Raw genomic sequence first — 18,475 nt, 5'->3', positions numbered from 1 at the left:
GACCATTTTCTGGATTCAGGTCGTCCCGACCTGAAGCGAAAATGGTCTGGGGAGCTTCCGTGACCGACGCGGCCACTATCGACCCGTATGCCGAGATCGAGCGCCTGCGCGCCGAGCTTGAGGCCCTGCGCCTGCGCGCCGAGGCGGCGGAGGCGGCCGCTGATCACGACGTGCTGACCCCCGCGCTGAACCGGCGCGGCTTCGTCGCCCAGATGAAGAGCGCCATGGCCTATTGCCAGCGCCACGACGTGCCGGCGGTGCTGCTCTACCTCGACCTGGACGGCTTCAAAGGCGTCAACGACCAGCTGGGCCACGCCGCCGGCGACGCCGCCCTGGTGCATGTGGCCGAGATGATGCGCGCCAATCTGCGCGAGTCGGACGCCCTGGGCCGGCTGGGCGGCGACGAGTTCGGCCTGCTGATGCTCAACGCCGGCCTGGAGGAAGGCCGCGAGAAGGCTCGCCGCCTCGCCGCCACCCTGGAAACCGAGCCGTTCGAATGGGACGGCCGCAGCGCCGGACTGGGCGGCTCGTTCGGCGTGCGCGCCTATGCGGGCCAGGCCGATCCGGAAATCTGGCTGGCCGAGGCCGACGCCGCCATGTGGGTCCGCAAGAAGGGGCGTTGAGCCTCGACTAGGCGATGATGTCCGGCAGGATCCGGTTCTCGATCTTCACGATCTCGTCGCGCAGGATCAGCTTCTTGCGCTTCAGGCGCGCGATCATCAGCTGGTCGGGGATCGGCATGTGGCCGAGCGCCTCGATCGAGGCGTCGAGGTCGGCGTGCTCCTGCTGGAGTTCCTTGAGCCGGGCGTGCAGCGCCAGCTCTTCCTCGGTGAGAAATGGTTCGTCGTCGTTCATGATGGGGTCCCGGACCGGGCGGTTATAGCGCGCCGCCGGTCAGGCCGGAAGGCGGTCGGCGAGGAGTTCGAGCGAGCGGCGCGGCGTGATCGGCGCCCATTCCCGGGCCACGGCGATCAGGGCGGGCAGGACCGGCCTGGCCGCGCCCGCAGGCTCGGGGGCGAGGGCTTCGAGCGCCGCCAGCAGCCGCCGTTCAGCGTCCAGTTCGATGGTCTTTACCTGGGCCCTCACCGCCTCGCGGTCCTCGTCGTCGAGGTCGGGCGTGCGGGTCTTCAACGTGCGGCGGATGGCGCGCAGCGGGGCCACGGTGGTCTCCTGCCAGACACGGGCGGTGTCGCAGGCGGCCTCGATGTCGTCGGCGTCGGGCGCGCGGCCCGTCCGGGCGCACCAGGCGGCCCACAGCAGCAGCGGCAGGTTCTGGCCCTGGGCGTCCTGCAGGTCGAGACCCGCGTTCTGCACGCCCTCCACGGCCCAGGCGCGGACCGACCAATCCCACAGGCTCATTCGGACGCCGGGCCCTTGAGCCCGTCCCAGCGCTTCACCGCCGACCAGTCGAGGCCGAAGACGTCCAGCGCCCGCCCGACCGACTGATCGACCATTTCGGCGATGGTGGCGGGCCTGGCGTAGAAGGCGGGCAGGGGCGGGGCGATGACCGCGCCCATCTCGGCCAGGGCGGTCATGGTGCGCAGATGGCCCAGATGCAGGGGCGTCTCGCGCACCATCAGCACCAGCGGCCGCCGTTCCTTCAGCGCAACGTCGGCGGCGCGGGTCAGCAGGGTGGAGGTCACGCCGGTGGCGATCTCCCCCATGGTCCGCACCGAACAGGGAGCCACGAGCATGCCCATGGTCCGGAAAGAGCCGGAGGCGATGCTGGCGCCCACGTCGTTGAGCTTGTGCACGACATCGGCGCGGCCCAGCAGATCGTCCGCCGACAGATCGGTCTCCTGCGACAAAGTGAGCAGGGCGGCGCGGGTCACGACGAGGTGGCTCTCGACCCCCAGTTCGCGCAGGGCGTCGAGGGCGCGGACACCGTAAGTCACGCCGGACGCTCCGGAAATTCCAACAACGAGACGCCGCGGCGGGGTTCCTGCGGCTCCGTTCACATCTTCGGCCAATTCGGGCTCCAGGGTACTCGCGTCCGGAAGGCCGCCAGCCTCACCGGAATGTGATTCCACAGGCGGTCAAGCCGGGCGCTCACTCTAGTGGTCCCTTAGACATGGAGGCGCAAGCCATGACCATCGAAGCTCGTATCCGCGAACTGGGAAACCGTCATCGCAGCCTGGATGAGACCATCCAGCGCGAGACCCGCAGCCCGGCCTCGGACTCGCTTCACGTCAGGGAGCTGAAGCAGCAAAAGCTGCGATTGAAGGAAGAGATCACCAGTCTGGAGGCCCGGGCGCACTAACGGTCCAGACCTCCCGAAACGACGACGGCCCCGGAGAGCGATCTCCGGGGCCGTTTTTCATCCCCGAGGGGAGGAAGGGTCCTAGTTCTTGGTGCCGAAGACGGACGCGGCGGTCGGCTCGGCGCCGCGGCGCTCGCGTTCCTCGGGGACGAACTCCGGCTCGACCGGTTCGACCGGGGCGTCGACGGCCTGCAGGGTGGCGCCGCCCTTCTTGGCGTCGTCCCGGGCCTTCTTGTCGGCGGCCTTCTTGACCAGGTCGTCCAGCGCCAGCTGGCCGACGAGACCCAGGGTCACCGGATCGACCGGCTTGATGTTGGCCGAGTTCCAGTGGGTGCGGTTGCGCACGCTTTCGATGGTGGCCTTGGTCGTGCCCAGCAGCTTGGAGATCTGCGCGTCGGTCACTTCCGGGTGATTGCGGACGAACCAGGCGATGGCGTCGGGACGGTCCTGGCGGCGCGAGACCGGGGTGTATTTCGGGGCCGGCTTGGCCGACTTCATCAGTTCGGCGTGGCGGCTGACCACGGCCTTCATGCGGTAGTCGGGGTTATCCTGGGCCTTGTCCAGCTCCTCGCGGGTCAGCTGGCCGCCGGTGATGGGATCGACGCCGCGGATGTCGCGGGCCACGTCGCCGTCGGCGATGCCGCGCACTTCCAGCGGGTGCAGGCCGCAGAAGTCGGCGATCTGCTCGAACGTCAGCGAGGTGTTGTCGACCATCCAGACCGCGGTGGCCTTGGGCATCAGAATGTCGGTCATAGGCGTCTTCGCTTCTTGATTTGACCCGCCCAGACCGGGGGTCGGCGGGTTCCGGATACGACGGCGCCCGACCTTTCGGCCGGGCGCTGATGATACGGATATAGGCCTATTCGGTGGAAAAGGAAACGACTGCCGATCCACCGTACAGCCAAGGTTCATCTCCGTCGTGAACATTGGCCGCAATGGCGCGTTGTGCGTCCAGCTGAGCAATGGGAGGGACCTATGTTTATCCAGACTCTCGCCGCCGTGGCGGTTCTGTTGGGAGGCGGCCAGGAGATGGCGGCCATGGGCGGCGGAGGCCAGGAGCGGGCCGCGCCCCGTGGCGACTATCGCGACAGTTGCAGCGGCGCCTATACGAACCGAGGACGCCTGTATGCGGACTGTCGCGCGCGCAACAATCAGATCCGCGGCACCTCGATCGAGCTGAACCGCTGTAGCGACTATGAAATTCGCAACGACAACGGCCTGCTGGTGTGCGGGCCGAACCGGGGCGAGTACGAGGACGACAACGGCGGTGGCGGTGGCGGCGGCGGCGGGGGCTGGAACCCCAACCAACCGCCGCGCGGCGACTATCAGAGCAGCTGCGGCGGGACGCGGGTGGAGCGGGGCCGGCTGTATGCCGATTGCCGCACGCGCAGCCCCGGCTTCCGGACCTCGTCGATCGAGCTGAGCCGCTGCCGCAACGACGAAATCCGCAATGACAACGGCCTGCTGGTGTGCGGCTCGTGGCGCGGCCAGTTCGAGGATCAGGGCGGCGGCGGTGGCGGCGGCTGGAACCCCAACCAGCCTCCGCGCGGCGACTATCAGAACAGCTGCAGCGGCGCCGACGTCCGCCGCGACCGACTGTACGCCAGCTGCCGCTCGCGCAGCAATCAGACCCGCCGGTCGTCGATCGAACTGAGCCGCTGCCGCGGCGAGGACATCCGCAACGACAACGGCCTGCTGGTCTGCGGTTCGTGGCGCGGCCAGTATGAGGACGAGAACGGTGGCGGCGGGCCCGGCTGGGGCCGTCAGTCGATCACCGTCTACCAGGACTCCAACTTCCGCGGCGCCTCGACGCGCTATGACGGCGAGATGGCGAACCTGGGCAGCACCGGCTTCAACGACCAGATCAGCTCGGTTCAGGTCGAGGGCGAGTGGGAGGTCTGCTCGGACGCCTACTTCCGCGGCCGCTGCCAGACCGTCCGCGGCGACATCCGGAACCTGGTGCTGCTGGCCATGAACGACAGCATCTCGTCGCTGCGTCCCGTGCGCCGCTAGAGCGAAATCGGCCGAGTCTGGAGCGTCTAAAGCGTCAGCACGACCTTGCCGACGTGGCCGCCCGCCTCAAGCCTGAGGTGGGCGGCCGACGCCTGTTCGAGTGGGAAGACCGCCTCGACCGGCGGCCGCAGGGCGCCCGAGGCGGCCCAGGGCCAGGCCCCGGCCTCGACCGCCGCGATCAGCCGCGCCTTCTCGTCCGCCGGACGGGCGCGCAGCGTCGAACCGGTCAGCACGATCCGCTTCATCATCAGCTTGAGCAGGTCGACCTGCGCCGCCGCGCCGGTCAGGGTGGAGATGACGACCCAGCGCCCGAACGGCTTCAGCACCGCCTGATTGAGTTCGGCGTAGTCGGCGCCCAGCATGTCCAGCACCACATCGACGCCGCCGAAGTCGCGGATGGCCTCGGCCATGTCGCCGGTCGTGGCGTCGAGGCTGAGCTCCGCGCCCAGCGCCCGGGCGGCCTCCGCCTTGGCCGCGCCGCGCGAGGTGGCGATGACCGTCGCGCCCGCCGCCCTGGCCATCTGGATGGCGGTGACGCCGATGCCGCTGGTCGCGCCATGGATCAGCAGGGTCTCGCCCGCCTTGAGCGCGCCGGCCTCGAAGACATTGGCGAAGACGGTGCAGACCGTCTCGGGCAGGGCGGCGGCCTGGACGAAATCGAGACCCTCCGGGACGGGCAGGGCGTGGCGGGCGTCGACCACGGCGTATTCGGCGTAGCCCCCGCCGCCCAGAAGAGCGCAGACGCGGTCGCCGACGGCCCAGCGTCCCGCGCCGGGACCGACCTGATCCACCTCGCCCGCGACCTCCAGCCCCAGGAGATCGGGCGCGCCGGGCGGCGGCGGGTACAGGCCGTTGCGCTGGAGCAGATCGGGACGATTCACCCCGGCGGCGCGCACCCGAATGCGGATCTGGCCGGGCCCGGCGACCGGATCGGGCCGTTCGGACAGGGTCAGGGCCTCTGCCGGACCGGCTCCGCCCGCGATTTCGATCACCCGCATCCGCTGTTCCCGTCCTTGCAATCGTCCGTGTCCGGGCGTTCAGATAGGGGGTTACGTCCCTGATGGCCACGAAGGAGGCGGCAGTGTTCGAGGATCTTGAGCCACGCCCGGCGCGCGGCGCCCCCCTGATCGCTCTGACCCGGGAAGACCTGGACGGCTATTCCGTCGAGGACCTGAAGGAGCGGATCGCCGCGCTGGAGGCGGAGATCGCCCGTTCGCAGGCGGCCATCGACGGCAAGTCCTCGCAACGTAACGCCGCGGATGCGTTGTTCAATTTCCGCAGCTGAGGGTTTTCCCCCGTTACGGGTATGGCACAGGCGTTGCAGTCGGCTGTCCGACCGCGCGCAACCGTGCCGGCCATGATACGGATGCCTGCACTCCATGAGCCTGGTTGAGTTTATGTCCACCGACGACACCACCCTTCTGACGCCTTCGGGCCGCAGCCGCGAAGCGGTGGTGGACGATTTCGCGCGCTCGGAGCTGTTCGACCGCACCTTCCGCGAGGGGATGGAGCTGGTCGAGGAGACCGCCGCCTATCTGGACGGGGACGGACGGCGGGAATCCAAGCTGCTGTCGCGCGCCGCCGCCCTGGCCTATGCGGGCGAGAGCATGAAGCTGACCACCCGGCTGATGCAGATCGCCTCGTGGCTGCTGGTGCAGCGGGCCGTGCGGGAAGGGGACATGAGCGCCCTGGCCGCCTGCGAGCCCCGCTATCGCCTGACCGAGCGCAAGGTCGAGACCGAGCCGACCCACGGCGAACTGCCCATCGCCCTGGTCGAATACCTGGTGCGCTCCGAGCGGCTGTACGACCGCGTCGTGCACCTGGACCGCAAGATGTACCTGGACGCGCCCGAGGAAGAGGCGATCAACCCGGTGCAGAGCCAACTGGACCGGCTGGCGGCGGCGTTCCGGCAATGAAGCGCGGCCCGCGGCTGCTGATCGCCCTGGGCGTGGCGGCCCTGATCGTGGCCGGTCTGGCGACCGCCTGGATGGTGAGCGAGCGCTCGCTGATCATCATCGAGAACCGGAGCACGGCGCCGCTGACCCTGTCGGTCGAGACGGTCGATGCGGGCGCCTTCTCCTGGAAGGGCGAGGTGGCGCCCCGCAGGCGGGTGCTGAAGGCCGCCCGTGTCCCGGACCACAGCTTCGTCGTCACGTGCCGCGACGAGAGCGGCATCAACCGGACGAGGGGCGGCCATGTCGCCCCGGGGCGTCCGCAGCGGGTCGACATCGTCGCGGGCAGCTGCGCCGCGATCCAGATCGACGTGCGGACGATCCCCTGAAGCTTTAAGGTCCGACGTCGTTGGCGTCGCGGCCGCGGCCGTCGTCCACCGGCTTGGGCAGGCTGACGCCGATGCCGAGGGCGTCGGCCAGCTTGGCGTCCCGTTCGTAGACATCCTCGCGGAAGGCGACGCGGCCCTGGCCGTCGACGAAGGCGGTCCAGTAGAGCAGGCGCACGCCGATCTCGCGGCCCGTCTGGATGCGCTTGGTCTCGCGCGTGTCCTGGGCTGTGTCGAACTGGGCCAGCAGGGCCGGATCGGGCGACAGCAGCAGGCGGGCGAAGTCGACCGCGTTCTGGACCCGCACGCAGCCGTGGCTGCGCTGGCGCATGGCCAGGTTGAAGGCCGCCTTGGACGGGGTGTCGTGCAGGAAGATGGCGTAGCTGTCGCGCAGCTCGAACTTCACATAGCCGAGCGCGGCCGTCGGGCCGGCGCGCTGGATGACCGTGCCGTTCTGGACGTACATGTTCTGGCTGGCCAGATAGCCGGGGCCGCGCGGCAGGATCTCGTTGCGGGCGATCGAAGCCGGCACATACCAGGGCGGATTGGCCACGACCGAGGCGAACGGCTTCTCCAGGCTGGGCGTCTGGTTGCTGGGCGAACCGCAGACGACGCGGTTGGAGTGCACCGGACGGCCGTCCTTCCAGTAGACCATGATGGCGGCGGCGGTGTTGACCTCGATACGCTCGGGATTGACCTCGCGCTTGAGCCAGCGGCGGCGTTCCAGGTTGAGGGCGATCTGGCGGGCGCGATCCTCGGCCGAGGCCGAGAGCGAGCGCTGGCTGCCCGTGCCGATGCGGCCGTCGGCGACGAGGCCGTGACGGGTCTGGAAGCTGCGCATGCCGGCTTCCAGGTCGGGGCCGTAGACCGGGCCCATGGCCGCGATGCGGGCGCCGTCGGCGGCCGAGAGGTCGCCCTCGGCCACCAGGCGCTGGACGATGATCGGGATGCGCGGGTCGCTGCCGCCCGGCTCGATGTTCGCGCCGACGCGGAATGCGGGCCAACCGCCGTTGTCGCGGATCAGGCGGCGGTAGCGGACATAGCCTGCCGACAGGTTGGAGTAGCCGATGTCGGTGGGGGCCAGCCCCTCGAACCAGTCGAGCAGGCGGTTGGTTGCGAGCGCGTCATTCAGCCCGGCGGGCAGGTCGACGCGGTTCTTTTGCATCTCCCACAGGTCCTCGACCGCCTCGGGGCGGACGCGGCCCTCGGCGAGGACGCGGGCGTAGGTCATGGCCGCGGCGGTGGTCTTCATCTCCGCGGCGTCGCGGTCGGCGGCCAGGGCGGTGAAATCGAAGAAGTCGGACTGCGACAGGCCGTGGCGTTCGGCGCGGGCGGCGGCGGTTTGCAGGGCGCGCAGGCGGTCGGCGGTCCACACCGGACGCCAGCCGTTCAGCTCGTAGAAGGCGCGCACGTCGGGCTGGAGGGTGGCGGGCAGGCGGGCCAGCTGATCGTTGAAGCTGTCGTAGAAGGCGACGGCGCCCGGATCACGGGTCTGCGCCAGCGCGCTCGCGCCGAACGAGGACGCCAGCGCCGAAACCGCCGCGCCCAGACCCAGTTGCCTTCGATTCATCACGTCGCTCTTCGTCCGTTCCGTCGCACGGACCCAACGCCCACGCCCCGAAAGCCCAACGCGGACGACATTATCGGCGTTCCGGCCAAACAGAAAGGCGCCGGTCCGGGGACCGACGCCTTCTTGTCGTCTTGCACCTGCGGTGTGGCTGGAAAGCCAGACCGGAAGCGGCTTACTTCTTGATGAAGCCGGCGAACTTGTTGTTGAAGCGCGACACGCGACCGCCGCGGTCCAGCATGTGCTGGTTGCCGCCGGTCCAGGCCGGGTGGGTCGACGGATCGATGTCCAGGTTCAGGGTCGCGCCCTCTTTCCCGTAGGTCGAACGGGTCTGGTAGCTGGTGCCGTCCGTCATCACCACGGTGATGAAGTGGTAGTCGGGGTGCGTGTCCGCCTTCATGGTCGTCGTCCGGTCTCTGCGCGGTGACGATGCCGACCGTCTGTGCGCGTAAAATGAGAAACCCGCCACGCTAGGCGGCGGGAATGAGCGGCGGCGTTTACACCGGGGGGCGTTCCGGGGCAAGAGGCGCGGCCATGACCGAAACCTCCGCACCGATCACCGACGCCCCTGACCTTCGCGGACGGCCGGGCGCCGGCGCGGTCCTGGCCGAGCAGATGGCCGAGGCGGGCGACCGCCGCGAGAAGCGCCGCGACATCCGTCCGCTGGCCCGGCTGCTGCCCTACGCCCTGCGCCACAAGGGCCATCTGGCGATGGCGGCCTTCTGGCTGATCGTGTCGACGGCCACCTCGTTGAGCCTGACGGCGGCGGCGCGCGGGGCCATCGACCATGGGTTCGAGAACGGCGGGGCCGGGCTGAACCTGTGGTTCCTGATGCTGGGCGCCAACGCCCTGTTCCTGGGCGTCGCCACGGCGGTGCGCTATTTCTACGTGACCAAGACCGGCGAGCGCGTCGTGGCCGACCTGCGCAAGGGGCTGTTCGACCGCATCCTGACGCTGGACCCGGCCTTCTACGCCAAGATCCGGACCGGGGAGGTGCTGAGCCGCCTGACGACGGACATCGCCCTGGTCGAGACCCTGATGACGACCTCGGTGTCGTTCGCCCTGCGCAACTTCCTGACCCTGGTGGGCGGGACCGTCCTGCTGTTCGTGGTCAGCCCCAAGCTGACCGGGCTGGTGCTGCTGGTGGTGCCGCTGCTGCTGGGGCCGATCTTCCTGTTCGGGCGCCGGGTGCGCAAACTGACCGTGGCCACCCAGGACCGGTTCGCCAATGCGGTCGGCTTCGCCGGCGAGAGCGTGGACGCCATCGAGACGGTGCAGGCCTTCGGGCGCGTCGCCAGCGCGGTCGCCCGGTTCGGCGCGGCGGTCGAGGACGCCTTCAACTCGTCGCTGGTGCGCATGCGGGCGCGGGCCCTGATGACGGCCATGATCATCGTCGTGATGTTCGGCGGCGTGACCCTGGTGCTGTGGCTGGGCGCGCAGGACGTGATCGCCGGGCGGATGAGCCCGGGGGCGCTGCTGCAGTTCGTGCTGCTGTCCGTCTTCGCGGCCGGGGCCGTGGGCGCCCTGGGCGAGAGCTGGGGCGACGTGCAGAAGGCCGCCGGGGCCATGGAGCGGATCGACGAGCTGATGCGGGCCCAGACCGCCATCGCCGCGCCGGAACGGCCCATCGCCCTGCCGGAGCCGCCGGTCGGCGAGGTGTCGATGTCGGCGGTGCAATTCGCCTACCCGGGGCGGCCCGACCTGCCGGCGCTGAAGGGCTTCAGCCTGACCGTGCGGCCCGGCGAGACCGTGGCCCTGGTCGGGCCGTCGGGCGCGGGCAAGTCGACCGTCTTCCGCCTGCTGCTGCGCTTCTACGATCCGCAGGGCGGGGTGGTGTCGGTGGACGGGGTGGACGTGCGCGAGGCCGATCCGGTGGCGGTGCGCGACCGCTTCGCCTGGGTCTCGCAGGAGGCGCCGCTGTTCTCCGGTTCCGCCAGTGAAAACATTCGCTTCGGGCGGGAAGCGGCGAGCGAGGACGAGGTCCGCGCGGCCGCCGGGAAGGCGCAGGCGCTGGGCTTCATCGAGGCCCTGCCCGAGCAGTTCGACACGCCCCTGGGCGAGCGCGGCAAGAGCCTGTCGGGCGGACAGCGGCAGCGTCTGGCCATCGCCCGGGCCCTGGTCCGCGAGGCGCCGATCCTGCTGCTGGACGAGGCGACCTCGGCGCTGGACGCCGAGAACGAGCGGCTGGTGCAGACGGCGCTGGACCAGGCCATGGAGGACCGCACGACCATCGTCATCGCCCACCGCCTGGCGACCGTGCTGCGCGCCGATCGCATCGTGGTGATGGAGGACGGCAAGGTGGTCGAAGAGGGGACGCACGCCGCCCTGATCGCCAAGGGCGGCCTGTATGCGCGGCTGGCGGAACTGCAGTTCCGGGCGGACTGAGGCGGTCATCCCGAACCTCCGGCATGGTCGGGGGCGGAAATGCGCACTCGAAAAAAATGAGTGCACATTGTGCACAAATTCGCGTGTGACGGGGGATGGTGCGCGGGGCTCAACCCGAGCTGCGCTGCTTGATTGTCAAAGACCCAAGGCCGCGAAGCCTAGCGGGCCGATGTGTCAGAGTTGGTCGTAAGGGCCGATTTCCTTATCCTGACCGTCAGACGATCATGCGGTCGATCAGGGGACGGGCCTTGAGCGAGGCGATGGCGCGGCTGATCGAGTCGAACACCGGGCCGGCGTCTTCCTCCATTTCGGCGTAGGCGCGTTCGAACTCCGCATCCAGACTGTCGAGCAGGGCCAGTTGTTCGCGGCCCTTGTCGGTCAGCTCGATCAGGACGACGCGCTGGTCGTCGGGATCGGGCCGGCGGCTGACCAGGCCCAGTTTCAGCAGCTTGGGCATCTTCTGCTGGATGAGCTGGTGCGACCGGTTCAGGGCGCGCACGAGGTCGGCGACGGAGACCGGGCCGAGCGTCGCAATGGCGCCCATCAGGGACGAAGACTTGACCGGAATGACGAGGCCGGCCCGCTCGAACACCTCGGCCGACTGCTGCTCGATCAGTTCGCTCAACTGTTCGCTGAGGCGGCCCAGGAAGGTGCGGTTCAACTCGATCATTCGCCCGACAGCTCCTTAATCCAGGCGGCGATAGCCGGCCGTCTCGCCCGACTTCCACACGCGCTCAAGGCCGCTCACACGTCCGTTTTCGCGAACCAGGCGGAATCGGTAGTCATCCGTTCCCTCGACCGCAAACAGATCCTTTCCGATCGGATCAAGCGCCAGAACGAAGCGCTCGCGCCAGTGGTAGGCCAGGCCGGTCGCGGTGCGGACGAGCGCGCGGCCTTCATAGGTTCCGGCCGCCTCATCCAGGTCCGACGGGCTCACCGGTTCGCCGGAGAGGGCGAACTCGACCGGGGGCAGGGCCCACCGGGCCTCGGCGTCGCCCGCTTCCGCCCGGCTTTTCAGCAGGAATCTCTGCGCGGCCAGAAGAGCGTCCGAGGCCTCTACGGCGATGTCGGGGGTGACGCCGACGCCCTCGAAATCCTGCCCGTTGACCGGGTCATGGATCTGACCGAACGGCACCTGCAGCATGAACCGGTCGTCGATGGGCACGCGGGTGACGGGGTGCGCGCCGCCGGCGGTCTGTTCACCGATGAGAGTCGCGCGGCCGAGCTTCTGCAGCGAGAACGCCATCCATTCGGCGGAGGAGAAGGAGGTCGACCCGGTCAGCACCACGACCGGGATGGTCGCCGACCGGCTTCCGGGCACGGCGGCCAGGCTCCACTGGCTGCGCTGCACCCGCGCGCCGTTCTCGTTGTAGAAATAGTCGAAGAATTTCTGTTCCTTGCCCGCCGGGTAGAGGTAGCTCATCAGGAACTGGGCCATCTCCAGAACGCCGCCGTTGTTGTAGCGGAGATCGATGATCAGCCCCTGGGCGCCGTCGGCGAAGCGCATGGCCCCGGCGGCGACCTCCTGGGCGTATTGCGGATCGGCGAAGAAATCGAACCGGACATAGGCCAGCCCTCCGTCCAGCCGCCGGGCGTCCCGGAAGCCGAAATTGGCCGCCCGCTCGCCATCGCGCTGCGCCTGGGTGGTCGTCTCGCCCTCTGCTTTCGCCCGCCTGTTCGCGGCGACCTCATCCGGATCGAACGCGACCGAGAAGTGGAGATCGTCGCTCGCCTTGACCAAGCCCTGGGCGAGGCTTTCGGCGAACTGTTCGCTGCCGACGGGAGTGGACTGAACCCGTCGATCCAGTTCGGCGGCGATGGCCGGGATGCGGTCGGGGAAGACGTAGTTTTCACGCAGCGCCGTCTCAAGGCGGGCGATCACCTGTCGCTGGCCGTCGCGATCGAGGGTCTGGGCCACGGTCTGGGCGAGGACCGGCGCGGGACACAGCGTAGCGGCGGCCAACAGGCAAGCACAAAGCCGAGAGAACATGGTCAATCCATAATGAAATATATTGTACAATATATTGTAATATTTTTTGCCGTCAATCGCTGGACCGCCCTCCCAAGGGGACGTGTTCCGACGGAAGCCACGTCAAAGACGGACGTAGGGCGCGCGTATCCATACCGCCGCCTTCCTGTTACAATCAGGGCTTCGGCGACGTTTCCGAATGGTTGAGATTGGGCTTTCGCTTCGCGAGCCTTTTCAGCCGGGAAGGGCCGATATGGCTCCTGCTCCGCCTCTTTCTCCCGACCTGGGCTCCTCCCTGGCGCTCGCCGTGATCAGTGCATCGCAGGCGCCCTTGCTGCTGCTCGATGGAAACGCGCACGTCATCGCCGCGAGCGATTCATTCATGAGGTCGTTCGGCTACGCATCCGGCGCGGTTCGGGGTCGATCCCTGTTCTCGCTGGGAGCCGGGGAGTGGGATCTGCCCCGGCTGCGTTCGCTGCTCTCCGCGGTCGGGTCCGGCGACGCCCTTGTCGACGCCTATGAACTGGACTGGAGCGAAGCGCATCAGCCGCACCGGAGCCTCATCCTCGCGGCTCAGCGACTGGAGTTCACCGAGGGGCCGTCCGTCCGCATCATGCTGACTATCGTCGACGCCACTGAAGCCAAGGCCGCCGAGAAGCTGAAGAGCGACCTTATCCGCGACAAGGACATTCTGCTTCAGGAGATCCAGCACCGGGTCGCCAACAGTCTGCAGATCATCGCGAGCGTGCTGCTTCAGAACGCGAAGAAGGTCGGCTCCGAGGAGAGCCGCATTCACCTGCGTGATGCGCACCATCGGGTGATGTCGGTGGCCGCGATCCAACGCCAATTGGCGGCCTCGAGCATCAGCGATGTGGTGCTGAAACCGTATCTGACTCAGCTCTGTCAAAGCATTGGCGCCTCCATGATCGAGGATCATGATCTGGTGTCCATCCAGGTCGATGGCGACGGCAGCGCCACGACCGGCGAGGTCTCCGTCAGCCTGGGCCTCATCGTGACCGAACTGGTCATCAATGCGTTGAAGCACGCCTTCCCAGCCGGGCGCGCCGGCGTGGTGACCGTGGATTACCACTCGGAACACGAGGGGTGGGCTCTATCCGTCTGCGATGACGGGATCGGCATGCCCGCCTCCCCGGACGATGCGAAAGCCGGCCTCGGCACCGCGATCGTCCAAGCGCTGGCCGCCCAATTGTCCGCGACGATCACCGTGACCGCGCTCAAACCCGGAACGGGCGTGTCCGTGGTTCATCGCAAGCCGTTCGACTTGCTGAAAGAGTCCGCAAAGCCCGAGCTGCGGGCCGTCTGACCTCGCGCGAGAAGACGGGCGCTAGGCCGTCAGCGCCGGGTCCAGATACTTCAGGTTCTCTTCCCGCACCTTCGCGGCCGCCTCGTCGTAGAGGAAGGGCAGGAAGGCGAAGCGTTCGCCGCGGGTGACCGGCGTCGCCTCGTGCAGGATCGAGCAGGAGAAGACGCAGGCGCCGCCGGGGGGCGGGCGGTAGGTGCGGTCGCCGAACTCGGGGAAGCGGAGATCGCCGCCGTCGTAGTCGCCGTTCAGGTTGATCGAGACCGCGAACCGCCGGTGGGCCGTGCCCTTGGTGGTGTTGTCGCGGTGCGGGCGGAAGAAGCCGCCGGTCTCGCCGTCGTAACGGGCGACCAGATAGCGTTCGATCCGGGTCGGCTTGAAGTTGAAGGCCTTTTCGATCTGCGGGATCAGGCGGCGGTTCAGCCGCGCCACGACCTGCCTCTGCAGGGCGTCCTCCTCGACGAGGACGTCCGAGCGGCGCTTGTGCTGGTCGTTCATCATCAGGGTGGTGACGCCGTCGATCTCGCGCATGAAGCCCGAGGGTTCGCCGCCGGTCCGGCGATACAGGGCGATCAGCTGTTCGCAGAAGCCGGGCTCGAAGATGCGGGGGACGACCAGGACGGGGGCCATGCCGGAGAAGCCGCCGTGACGGTTCGGCGGGGGCAGGGCGGCGACGCGGTCGAGCAGCGCCTCGGCCGCCTCGGCCCCGACCATGCCCATGACGTGCAGGGCCGGATCGATCAGGACCCACCGCTCGGCGTCCTGGGCGCCGTACAGGGCGGCGGCCTCGCCGGCCTCGTCGAACAGGAAGCGGCGCCCGGGCAGGCTGTCCTGCCGGGCGGCGCGGGCCTCATCCGGGCCCACGATCAGGATGAAGGCGCTGGCGTGCAGGTCGTCGAAGGCCGCGCGACGGGCCTCCACCAGCGCCGTCGCCCGCTCGACCGCCGGTCCCGCGGGGACGATGGCGAGCAGCAGGTAACGGCCCGCGGCGGTGTCGAAGACGTAGCGCGGATTGCTGACGCCTTGGGTCGAGAAGGTCGGGGCGGGATCGCCGAGCAGCAGGGCCATCGCGCGACGATGCGCGAAATAGCCCTGCGATATCAACCCCGATGGATCAGGAGGCGGGCTGGAACACGCCGCAGGCGATGCGAGGGCCGGCGCCGCCGATCGGCTGGCTGACGTAGTCGTCCGGGTTGGCGTGGACGACGAACGACAGGCCGTCGCCATCGACATAGTTCTCCTCATGGGCGTCGAGCCCGTCCCAGGCCAGGTAGACGTCGGCGTTGGCGGTTCCGTCGGCGTTGGCGTGGATGTTCTGCAGGTCGCCCAGGTCCGGTCCGCCGGCCTTGTTCAGCAGGCCATGGGGGCGGGCGCCCTCCGCGTGGTTCACGTGGCCGCCGGCCGAGGTGAAGGCCGGGGTTTCGCAGGTCCCGACGGCGTGCAGGTGGACGGCGTGCCAGCCGGCCGGCCAGCCCTTGCCCTCGACCCGGAAGATCATCCCCATGGGACCTTCATAGCCGGTCACCGTGCCGGCGTCGGAGCCGTCGGCGGCCTTCAGCGCGGCGGTCACGACGGGTTGGGGCGGGGGGGCAGGCGCGGGCGCGGGGGCGGGGGCCGCCGTCTGGGCCAGGGCCCCGGCGGCGCCCACGAGCAGGGGTGTGGCGATGAGGGCGGCGAGGAGGCGCTGGCGCATGGTCGAAAATCCCTGTGTACAAGCCGGAAACCGGGGCGATCCTTTTGCTTAAGGAGACCCTGGATGCTAGAAAACCGGATAGCGGATCACGTTCCGATTCCGGCCATTTAAAGCCTGATTTCCTTGACCGACGACACCTACGAAAACGCCGCAGCCCCGGCGGGCGGCGACATCTCCACCATCACCATCGAAGACGAGCTGCGCCGCTCGTATCTCGACTACGCCATGAGCGTGATCGTGAGCCGGGCGCTGCCGGACGCGCGCGACGGGCTGAAGCCCGTGCACCGCCGCATCCTGTACTCGATGCACGACCTGAAGATGTCGCCCGAGAAGTCGTACTCCAAGTGCGCCCGCGTGGTCGGCGACGTGCTGGGCCGCTTCCACCCGCACGGCGACGCCTCGGTCTACATGGCGCTGGTGCGCATGGCCCAGCCGTTCTCGATGGGTCTGATGCTGGTCGACGGCCAGGGCAATTTCGGCTCGGTCGACGGCGATATGCCCGCCTCGATGCGATACACCGAGGCCAAGATGGCCCCGGCCGCCGTGGCGCTGCTGGCCGACATCGACAAGGACACCGTCGATTTCCAGCCGAACTACGACGAGAAGGAGCTGGAGCCGGTCGTCCTGCCGAGCCGGATCCCGAACCTGCTGGTCAACGGCGCGGGCGGCATCGCCGTCGGCATGGCCACCAACATCCCGCCGCATAACCTGGGCGAAGTGGTCGAGGCGGCGGTGGCGCTGCTGGACGACGCCAACATCAGCGACGACGCCCTGCTGGACATCGTGCCCGGTCCGGACTTCCCGACCGGCGGCGAGATCATGGGCCGCACCGCGCCCCGCAACGCCCTGCGCGACGGCCGCGGCTCGGTCATCGTGCGCGGCAAGGCCTCGATCGAGACGATCCGCAAGGACCGCGAGGCCATCGTGGTCACCGAGCTGCCGTTCCAGGTCAACAAGCAGACCCTGATCGAGCGGATTGTCGAACTGGTGCGCGAGAAGCGCATCGAGGGCATCGCCGACGTGCGCGACGAGTCCGACCGCGACGGCATGCGCATGGTCATCGAGCTGAAGCGCGACGCCTCGGGCGATGTGGTGCTGAACCAGCTGTGGCGCTTCACCGCCATGCAGTCGTCGTTCGGCGTCAACATGCTGGCCCTGAACCACGGCCGTCCCGAGCAGATGGGCCTGCGCGACCTGCTGCAGATCTTCCTGGACTTCCGCGAAGAGGTGGTCGTCCGCCGCACCAAGTACGAACTGGCCAAGGCCCGCGACCGCGGCCACGTGCTGGTCGGTCTGGCCGTGGCCGTGGCCAATATCGACGAGGTCATCCACATCATCCGCTCGTCGGCCGATCCGACCGAGGCGCGCGAGCGTCTGCAGGCCAAGTCCTGGCCGGTGGGCGACATGATCGCCCTGGTCGAGCTGATCGCCGACCCGCGCTCGATGCTGGTCGATGGCGACAAACTGAACCTGACCGACGAACAGGCCCGGGCCATCCTGTCGCTGACCCTGAGCCGCCTGACCGGCCTGGGGCGTGACGACATCTTCGCCGAGGCCCGCGCCCTGGCCGAGACGATCCAGGAGCACCTGACCCTGCTGTCGGACCGCGCCAACATCCTGGCCGTGATCCGCGCCGACCTGATCGCCGTGAAGGACGAGTTCGCCGTGCCGCGCCGCACCCTGATCGGGGAAGGCGACGGCGAGATGGAGGACGAGGACCTGATCCCGCGCGAGGACATGGTCGTGACGGTCACCCACGGCGGCTACGTCAAGCGGGTGGCGCTGAACGCCTATCGGACCCAGCATCGCGGCGGCAAGGGCCGTTCGGGCGTGGCGATGAAGGAGGACGACGCCGTCGTCGGCGTGTTCTCGGCCTCGACCCACACGCCGGTGCTGTTCTTCGCCACCAACGGCAAGGCCTACAAGCTGAAGACCTGGCGCCTGCCGCTGGGCAATCCGCAGTCGCGCGGCAAGGCGTTCGTCAACCTGCTGCCGATCGAGCCGGGCGACAGCATCATGAACGTGCTGCCCCTGCCCGAGAACGAGGCGGAGTGGGGCGAGTACGACATCATGTTCGCCACCAGCTCGGGCGACGTGCGCCGCAACAAGCTGTCGGACTTCGCCACGGTGAACCGCGCGGGCAAGATCGCGATGAAGCTGGAAGACGGCGACCGGATGGTCGGCGTGGCCCTGTGCACCGCCGAGGACGACGTCATGCTGACGACGGCCCTGGGCCGGGCGATCCGCTTCAAGGCCGACGACGTGCGCGTCTTCAAGGGCCGGGATTCGACCGGCGTGCGCGGCGTGCGCCTGCAGGCCGGGGACGAGGTCATCTCCATGGCCGTGCTGGGCCGCGTGGACGCCACGCCGGAAGAGCGCGCCGCCTACGTCAAGCATGCGAACGCCATGCGCAAGGCGCTGGCCGGCGCCGACGGCGAGGACGAGGCTCCGGCGGTCGAGGCCGACGATGAAGCGGTCGGCGAGGCCGTGCTGAGCGTCGAGCGGATCGCCGAACTGGGCGCTGCCGAGCAGTTCATCCTGACGGTCACCGAGACCGGCTTCGGCAAGCGCTCCTCGGCCTATGAGTATCGCCGCACGGGTCGCGGCGGGCAGGGGCTGACGGCGCACGGCCTGGGCGGCCGCGCGGGCACGCGCCTAGCGGCGTCCTTCCCGGTCGAGGAAAGCGACGACCTGCTGATGGTCACCTCGGGCGGGCAGATGATCCGCACGCCGATGGAGCAGGTCCGCATCGTCAGCCGCTCGAGCCAGGGCGTCACCATCTTCAAGACCGCCGACGGCGAGAAGGTCGTCTCGGTCGAACGCCTGCCGGACTCCGGCGGCGGCGCTGATGACGACGTCATCGAGGGAGAAGGCGGCGAGATCGAGGGCGGCGAGGGCTGAGTTTTCTCTTTCCGCTCATCCCGGCGAAAGCCGGGACACAGTCCTTTCGTGGAAACGCCGTCGAAGGGGACCGAAAGGGAGGAAGCTT

Annotated in this window: 20 protein-coding genes; 9 read left to right on the top strand and 11 right to left on the bottom strand. The window is 68.9% G+C overall.

The genetic code is table 11. From position 1 onward, the window contains the following. Nucleotides 1-59 precede the first annotated feature (59 nt). Complete coding sequence (locus AC3WRV_RS12815; protein WP_492313545.1) at nt 60-623, top strand: GGDEF domain-containing protein; 564 nt, start codon at nt 60-62, stop codon at nt 621-623. Nucleotides 624-630: 7 nt separating this feature from the next. Here AC3WRV_RS12815 and AC3WRV_RS12810 read toward each other — a convergent pair whose 3' ends face one another. From AC3WRV_RS12810 to AC3WRV_RS12800, 3 genes are read right to left on the bottom strand one after another with little or no spacing between them, the layout of a single operon-like run. Further along, nucleotides 631-855, bottom strand: coding sequence for a YdcH family protein (locus tag AC3WRV_RS12810; RefSeq protein ID WP_291841054.1), 225 nt, complete (start codon nt 853-855; stop codon nt 631-633). Nucleotides 856-894: 39 nt separating this feature from the next. Further along, nucleotides 895-1,359 (bottom strand): TIGR02444 family protein, encoded by a 465-nt coding sequence (locus tag AC3WRV_RS12805; protein WP_492313544.1) that lies wholly within the window; start codon nt 1,357-1,359, stop codon nt 895-897. After that, nucleotides 1,356-1,958: a UbiX family flavin prenyltransferase gene (locus AC3WRV_RS12800; protein WP_492313613.1), complete on the bottom strand. Its 603-nt coding sequence runs from the start codon at nt 1,956-1,958 to the stop codon at nt 1,356-1,358. Before AC3WRV_RS12800 ends, AC3WRV_RS12805 begins: the two co-directional genes overlap by 4 nt. Before the next feature lie 128 nt (nt 1,959-2,086). Here AC3WRV_RS12800 and AC3WRV_RS12795 point away from each other — a divergent pair, with 128 nt between their 5' ends. Continuing rightward, nucleotides 2,087-2,260 (top strand): YdcH family protein, encoded by a 174-nt coding sequence (locus tag AC3WRV_RS12795; protein ID WP_291832982.1) that lies wholly within the window; start codon nt 2,087-2,089, stop codon nt 2,258-2,260. An 81-nt stretch (nt 2,261-2,341) separates the two neighbouring features. On the opposite strand, the gene AC3WRV_RS12790 is transcribed toward AC3WRV_RS12795, so the two are convergent. Continuing rightward, nucleotides 2,342-3,013: a DUF1013 domain-containing protein gene (locus tag AC3WRV_RS12790; protein ID WP_492313543.1), complete on the bottom strand. Its 672-nt coding sequence runs from the start codon at nt 3,011-3,013 to the stop codon at nt 2,342-2,344. Between the two features lie 222 nt (nt 3,014-3,235). Between AC3WRV_RS12790 and AC3WRV_RS12785 the strand changes: the two genes are divergently transcribed. Then, nucleotides 3,236-4,273 (top strand): CVNH domain-containing protein, encoded by a 1,038-nt coding sequence (locus AC3WRV_RS12785; RefSeq protein WP_492313542.1) that lies wholly within the window; start codon nt 3,236-3,238, stop codon nt 4,271-4,273. Between the two features lie 26 nt (nt 4,274-4,299). Here the strand turns inward: AC3WRV_RS12785 and AC3WRV_RS12780 are convergent, their stop codons facing one another. Further along, nucleotides 4,300-5,271, bottom strand: a complete 972-nt coding sequence (locus AC3WRV_RS12780; RefSeq protein ID WP_492313541.1) for an NAD(P)H-quinone oxidoreductase — start codon at nt 5,269-5,271, stop codon at nt 4,300-4,302. A gap of 83 nt (nt 5,272-5,354) precedes the next feature. Between AC3WRV_RS12780 and AC3WRV_RS12775 the strand changes: the two genes are divergently transcribed. The 3 genes from AC3WRV_RS12775 (at nt 5,355) to AC3WRV_RS12765 (ending at nt 6,554) form a co-directional block, all read left to right on the top strand. Then, nucleotides 5,355-5,558, top strand: a complete 204-nt coding sequence (locus tag AC3WRV_RS12775; RefSeq protein ID WP_492313540.1) for a DUF1192 domain-containing protein — start codon at nt 5,355-5,357, stop codon at nt 5,556-5,558. Nucleotides 5,559-5,670: 112 nt separating this feature from the next. Beyond that, complete coding sequence (gene rcdA, locus AC3WRV_RS12770; RefSeq protein WP_291833047.1) at nt 5,671-6,189, top strand: protease adaptor protein RcdA; 519 nt, start codon at nt 5,671-5,673, stop codon at nt 6,187-6,189. Continuing rightward, nucleotides 6,186-6,554: a hypothetical protein gene (locus AC3WRV_RS12765; RefSeq protein WP_492313539.1), complete on the top strand. Its 369-nt coding sequence runs from the start codon at nt 6,186-6,188 to the stop codon at nt 6,552-6,554. The genes rcdA and AC3WRV_RS12765 overlap by 4 nt, the downstream gene beginning before the upstream one ends. Before the next feature lie 4 nt (nt 6,555-6,558). Here the strand turns inward: AC3WRV_RS12765 and AC3WRV_RS12760 are convergent, their stop codons facing one another. Both AC3WRV_RS12760 and rpmE read right to left on the bottom strand, forming a co-directional pair. After that, nucleotides 6,559-8,121 (bottom strand): L,D-transpeptidase family protein, encoded by a 1,563-nt coding sequence (locus AC3WRV_RS12760; protein ID WP_492313538.1) that lies wholly within the window; start codon nt 8,119-8,121, stop codon nt 6,559-6,561. A 172-nt stretch (nt 8,122-8,293) separates the two neighbouring features. Continuing rightward, nucleotides 8,294-8,518 (bottom strand): 50S ribosomal protein L31, encoded by a 225-nt coding sequence (gene rpmE / locus AC3WRV_RS12755; RefSeq protein WP_291833002.1) that lies wholly within the window; start codon nt 8,516-8,518, stop codon nt 8,294-8,296. A 134-nt stretch (nt 8,519-8,652) separates the two neighbouring features. On the opposite strand from rpmE, the gene AC3WRV_RS12750 reads away from it, so the two are divergent. Continuing rightward, nucleotides 8,653-10,503, top strand: coding sequence for an ABC transporter transmembrane domain-containing protein (locus AC3WRV_RS12750; protein WP_492313537.1), 1,851 nt, complete (start codon nt 8,653-8,655; stop codon nt 10,501-10,503). A 214-nt stretch (nt 10,504-10,717) separates the two neighbouring features. Here AC3WRV_RS12750 and AC3WRV_RS12745 read toward each other — a convergent pair whose 3' ends face one another. Together AC3WRV_RS12745 and AC3WRV_RS12740 are read right to left on the bottom strand one after the other, a co-directional pair. Then, nucleotides 10,718-11,173: a MarR family transcriptional regulator gene (locus tag AC3WRV_RS12745; protein WP_492313536.1), complete on the bottom strand. Its 456-nt coding sequence runs from the start codon at nt 11,171-11,173 to the stop codon at nt 10,718-10,720. Between the two features lie 15 nt (nt 11,174-11,188). Next, the gene (locus AC3WRV_RS12740; RefSeq protein WP_492313535.1) at nt 11,189-12,466 is read right to left on the bottom strand and encodes a S41 family peptidase; all 1,278 of its coding nucleotides are present in this window, start codon (nt 12,464-12,466) and stop codon (nt 11,189-11,191) included. 259 nt (nt 12,467-12,725) lie between these two features. Here AC3WRV_RS12740 and AC3WRV_RS12735 point away from each other — a divergent pair, with 259 nt between their 5' ends. Further along, the gene (locus tag AC3WRV_RS12735) at nt 12,726-13,796 is read left to right on the top strand and encodes a sensor histidine kinase (protein WP_492313534.1); all 1,071 of its coding nucleotides are present in this window, start codon (nt 12,726-12,728) and stop codon (nt 13,794-13,796) included. 21 nt (nt 13,797-13,817) lie between these two features. Here the strand turns inward: AC3WRV_RS12735 and AC3WRV_RS12730 are convergent, their stop codons facing one another. Together AC3WRV_RS12730 and AC3WRV_RS12725 are read right to left on the bottom strand one after the other, a co-directional pair. Then, the gene (locus AC3WRV_RS12730; RefSeq protein WP_492313533.1) at nt 13,818-14,861 is read right to left on the bottom strand and encodes a 2OG-Fe(II) oxygenase family protein; all 1,044 of its coding nucleotides are present in this window, start codon (nt 14,859-14,861) and stop codon (nt 13,818-13,820) included. A 46-nt stretch (nt 14,862-14,907) separates the two neighbouring features. Beyond that, entirely contained in the window at nt 14,908-15,486 is a 579-nt protein-coding gene (locus AC3WRV_RS12725; RefSeq protein ID WP_492313532.1) for a superoxide dismutase family protein, read from the bottom strand. Between the two features lie 123 nt (nt 15,487-15,609). Between AC3WRV_RS12725 and gyrA the strand changes: the two genes are divergently transcribed. After that, complete coding sequence (gene gyrA / locus AC3WRV_RS12720) at nt 15,610-18,387, top strand: DNA gyrase subunit A (protein WP_492313531.1); 2,778 nt, start codon at nt 15,610-15,612, stop codon at nt 18,385-18,387. Nucleotides 18,388-18,475 lie beyond the last annotated feature (88 nt).

The organism is Brevundimonas sp. EU05-FHT14B11, assembly GCF_058790835.1.
Note: the sequence above shows the minus strand (reverse complement) of the source record. Positions and strands in the feature narration are given on the sequence as shown.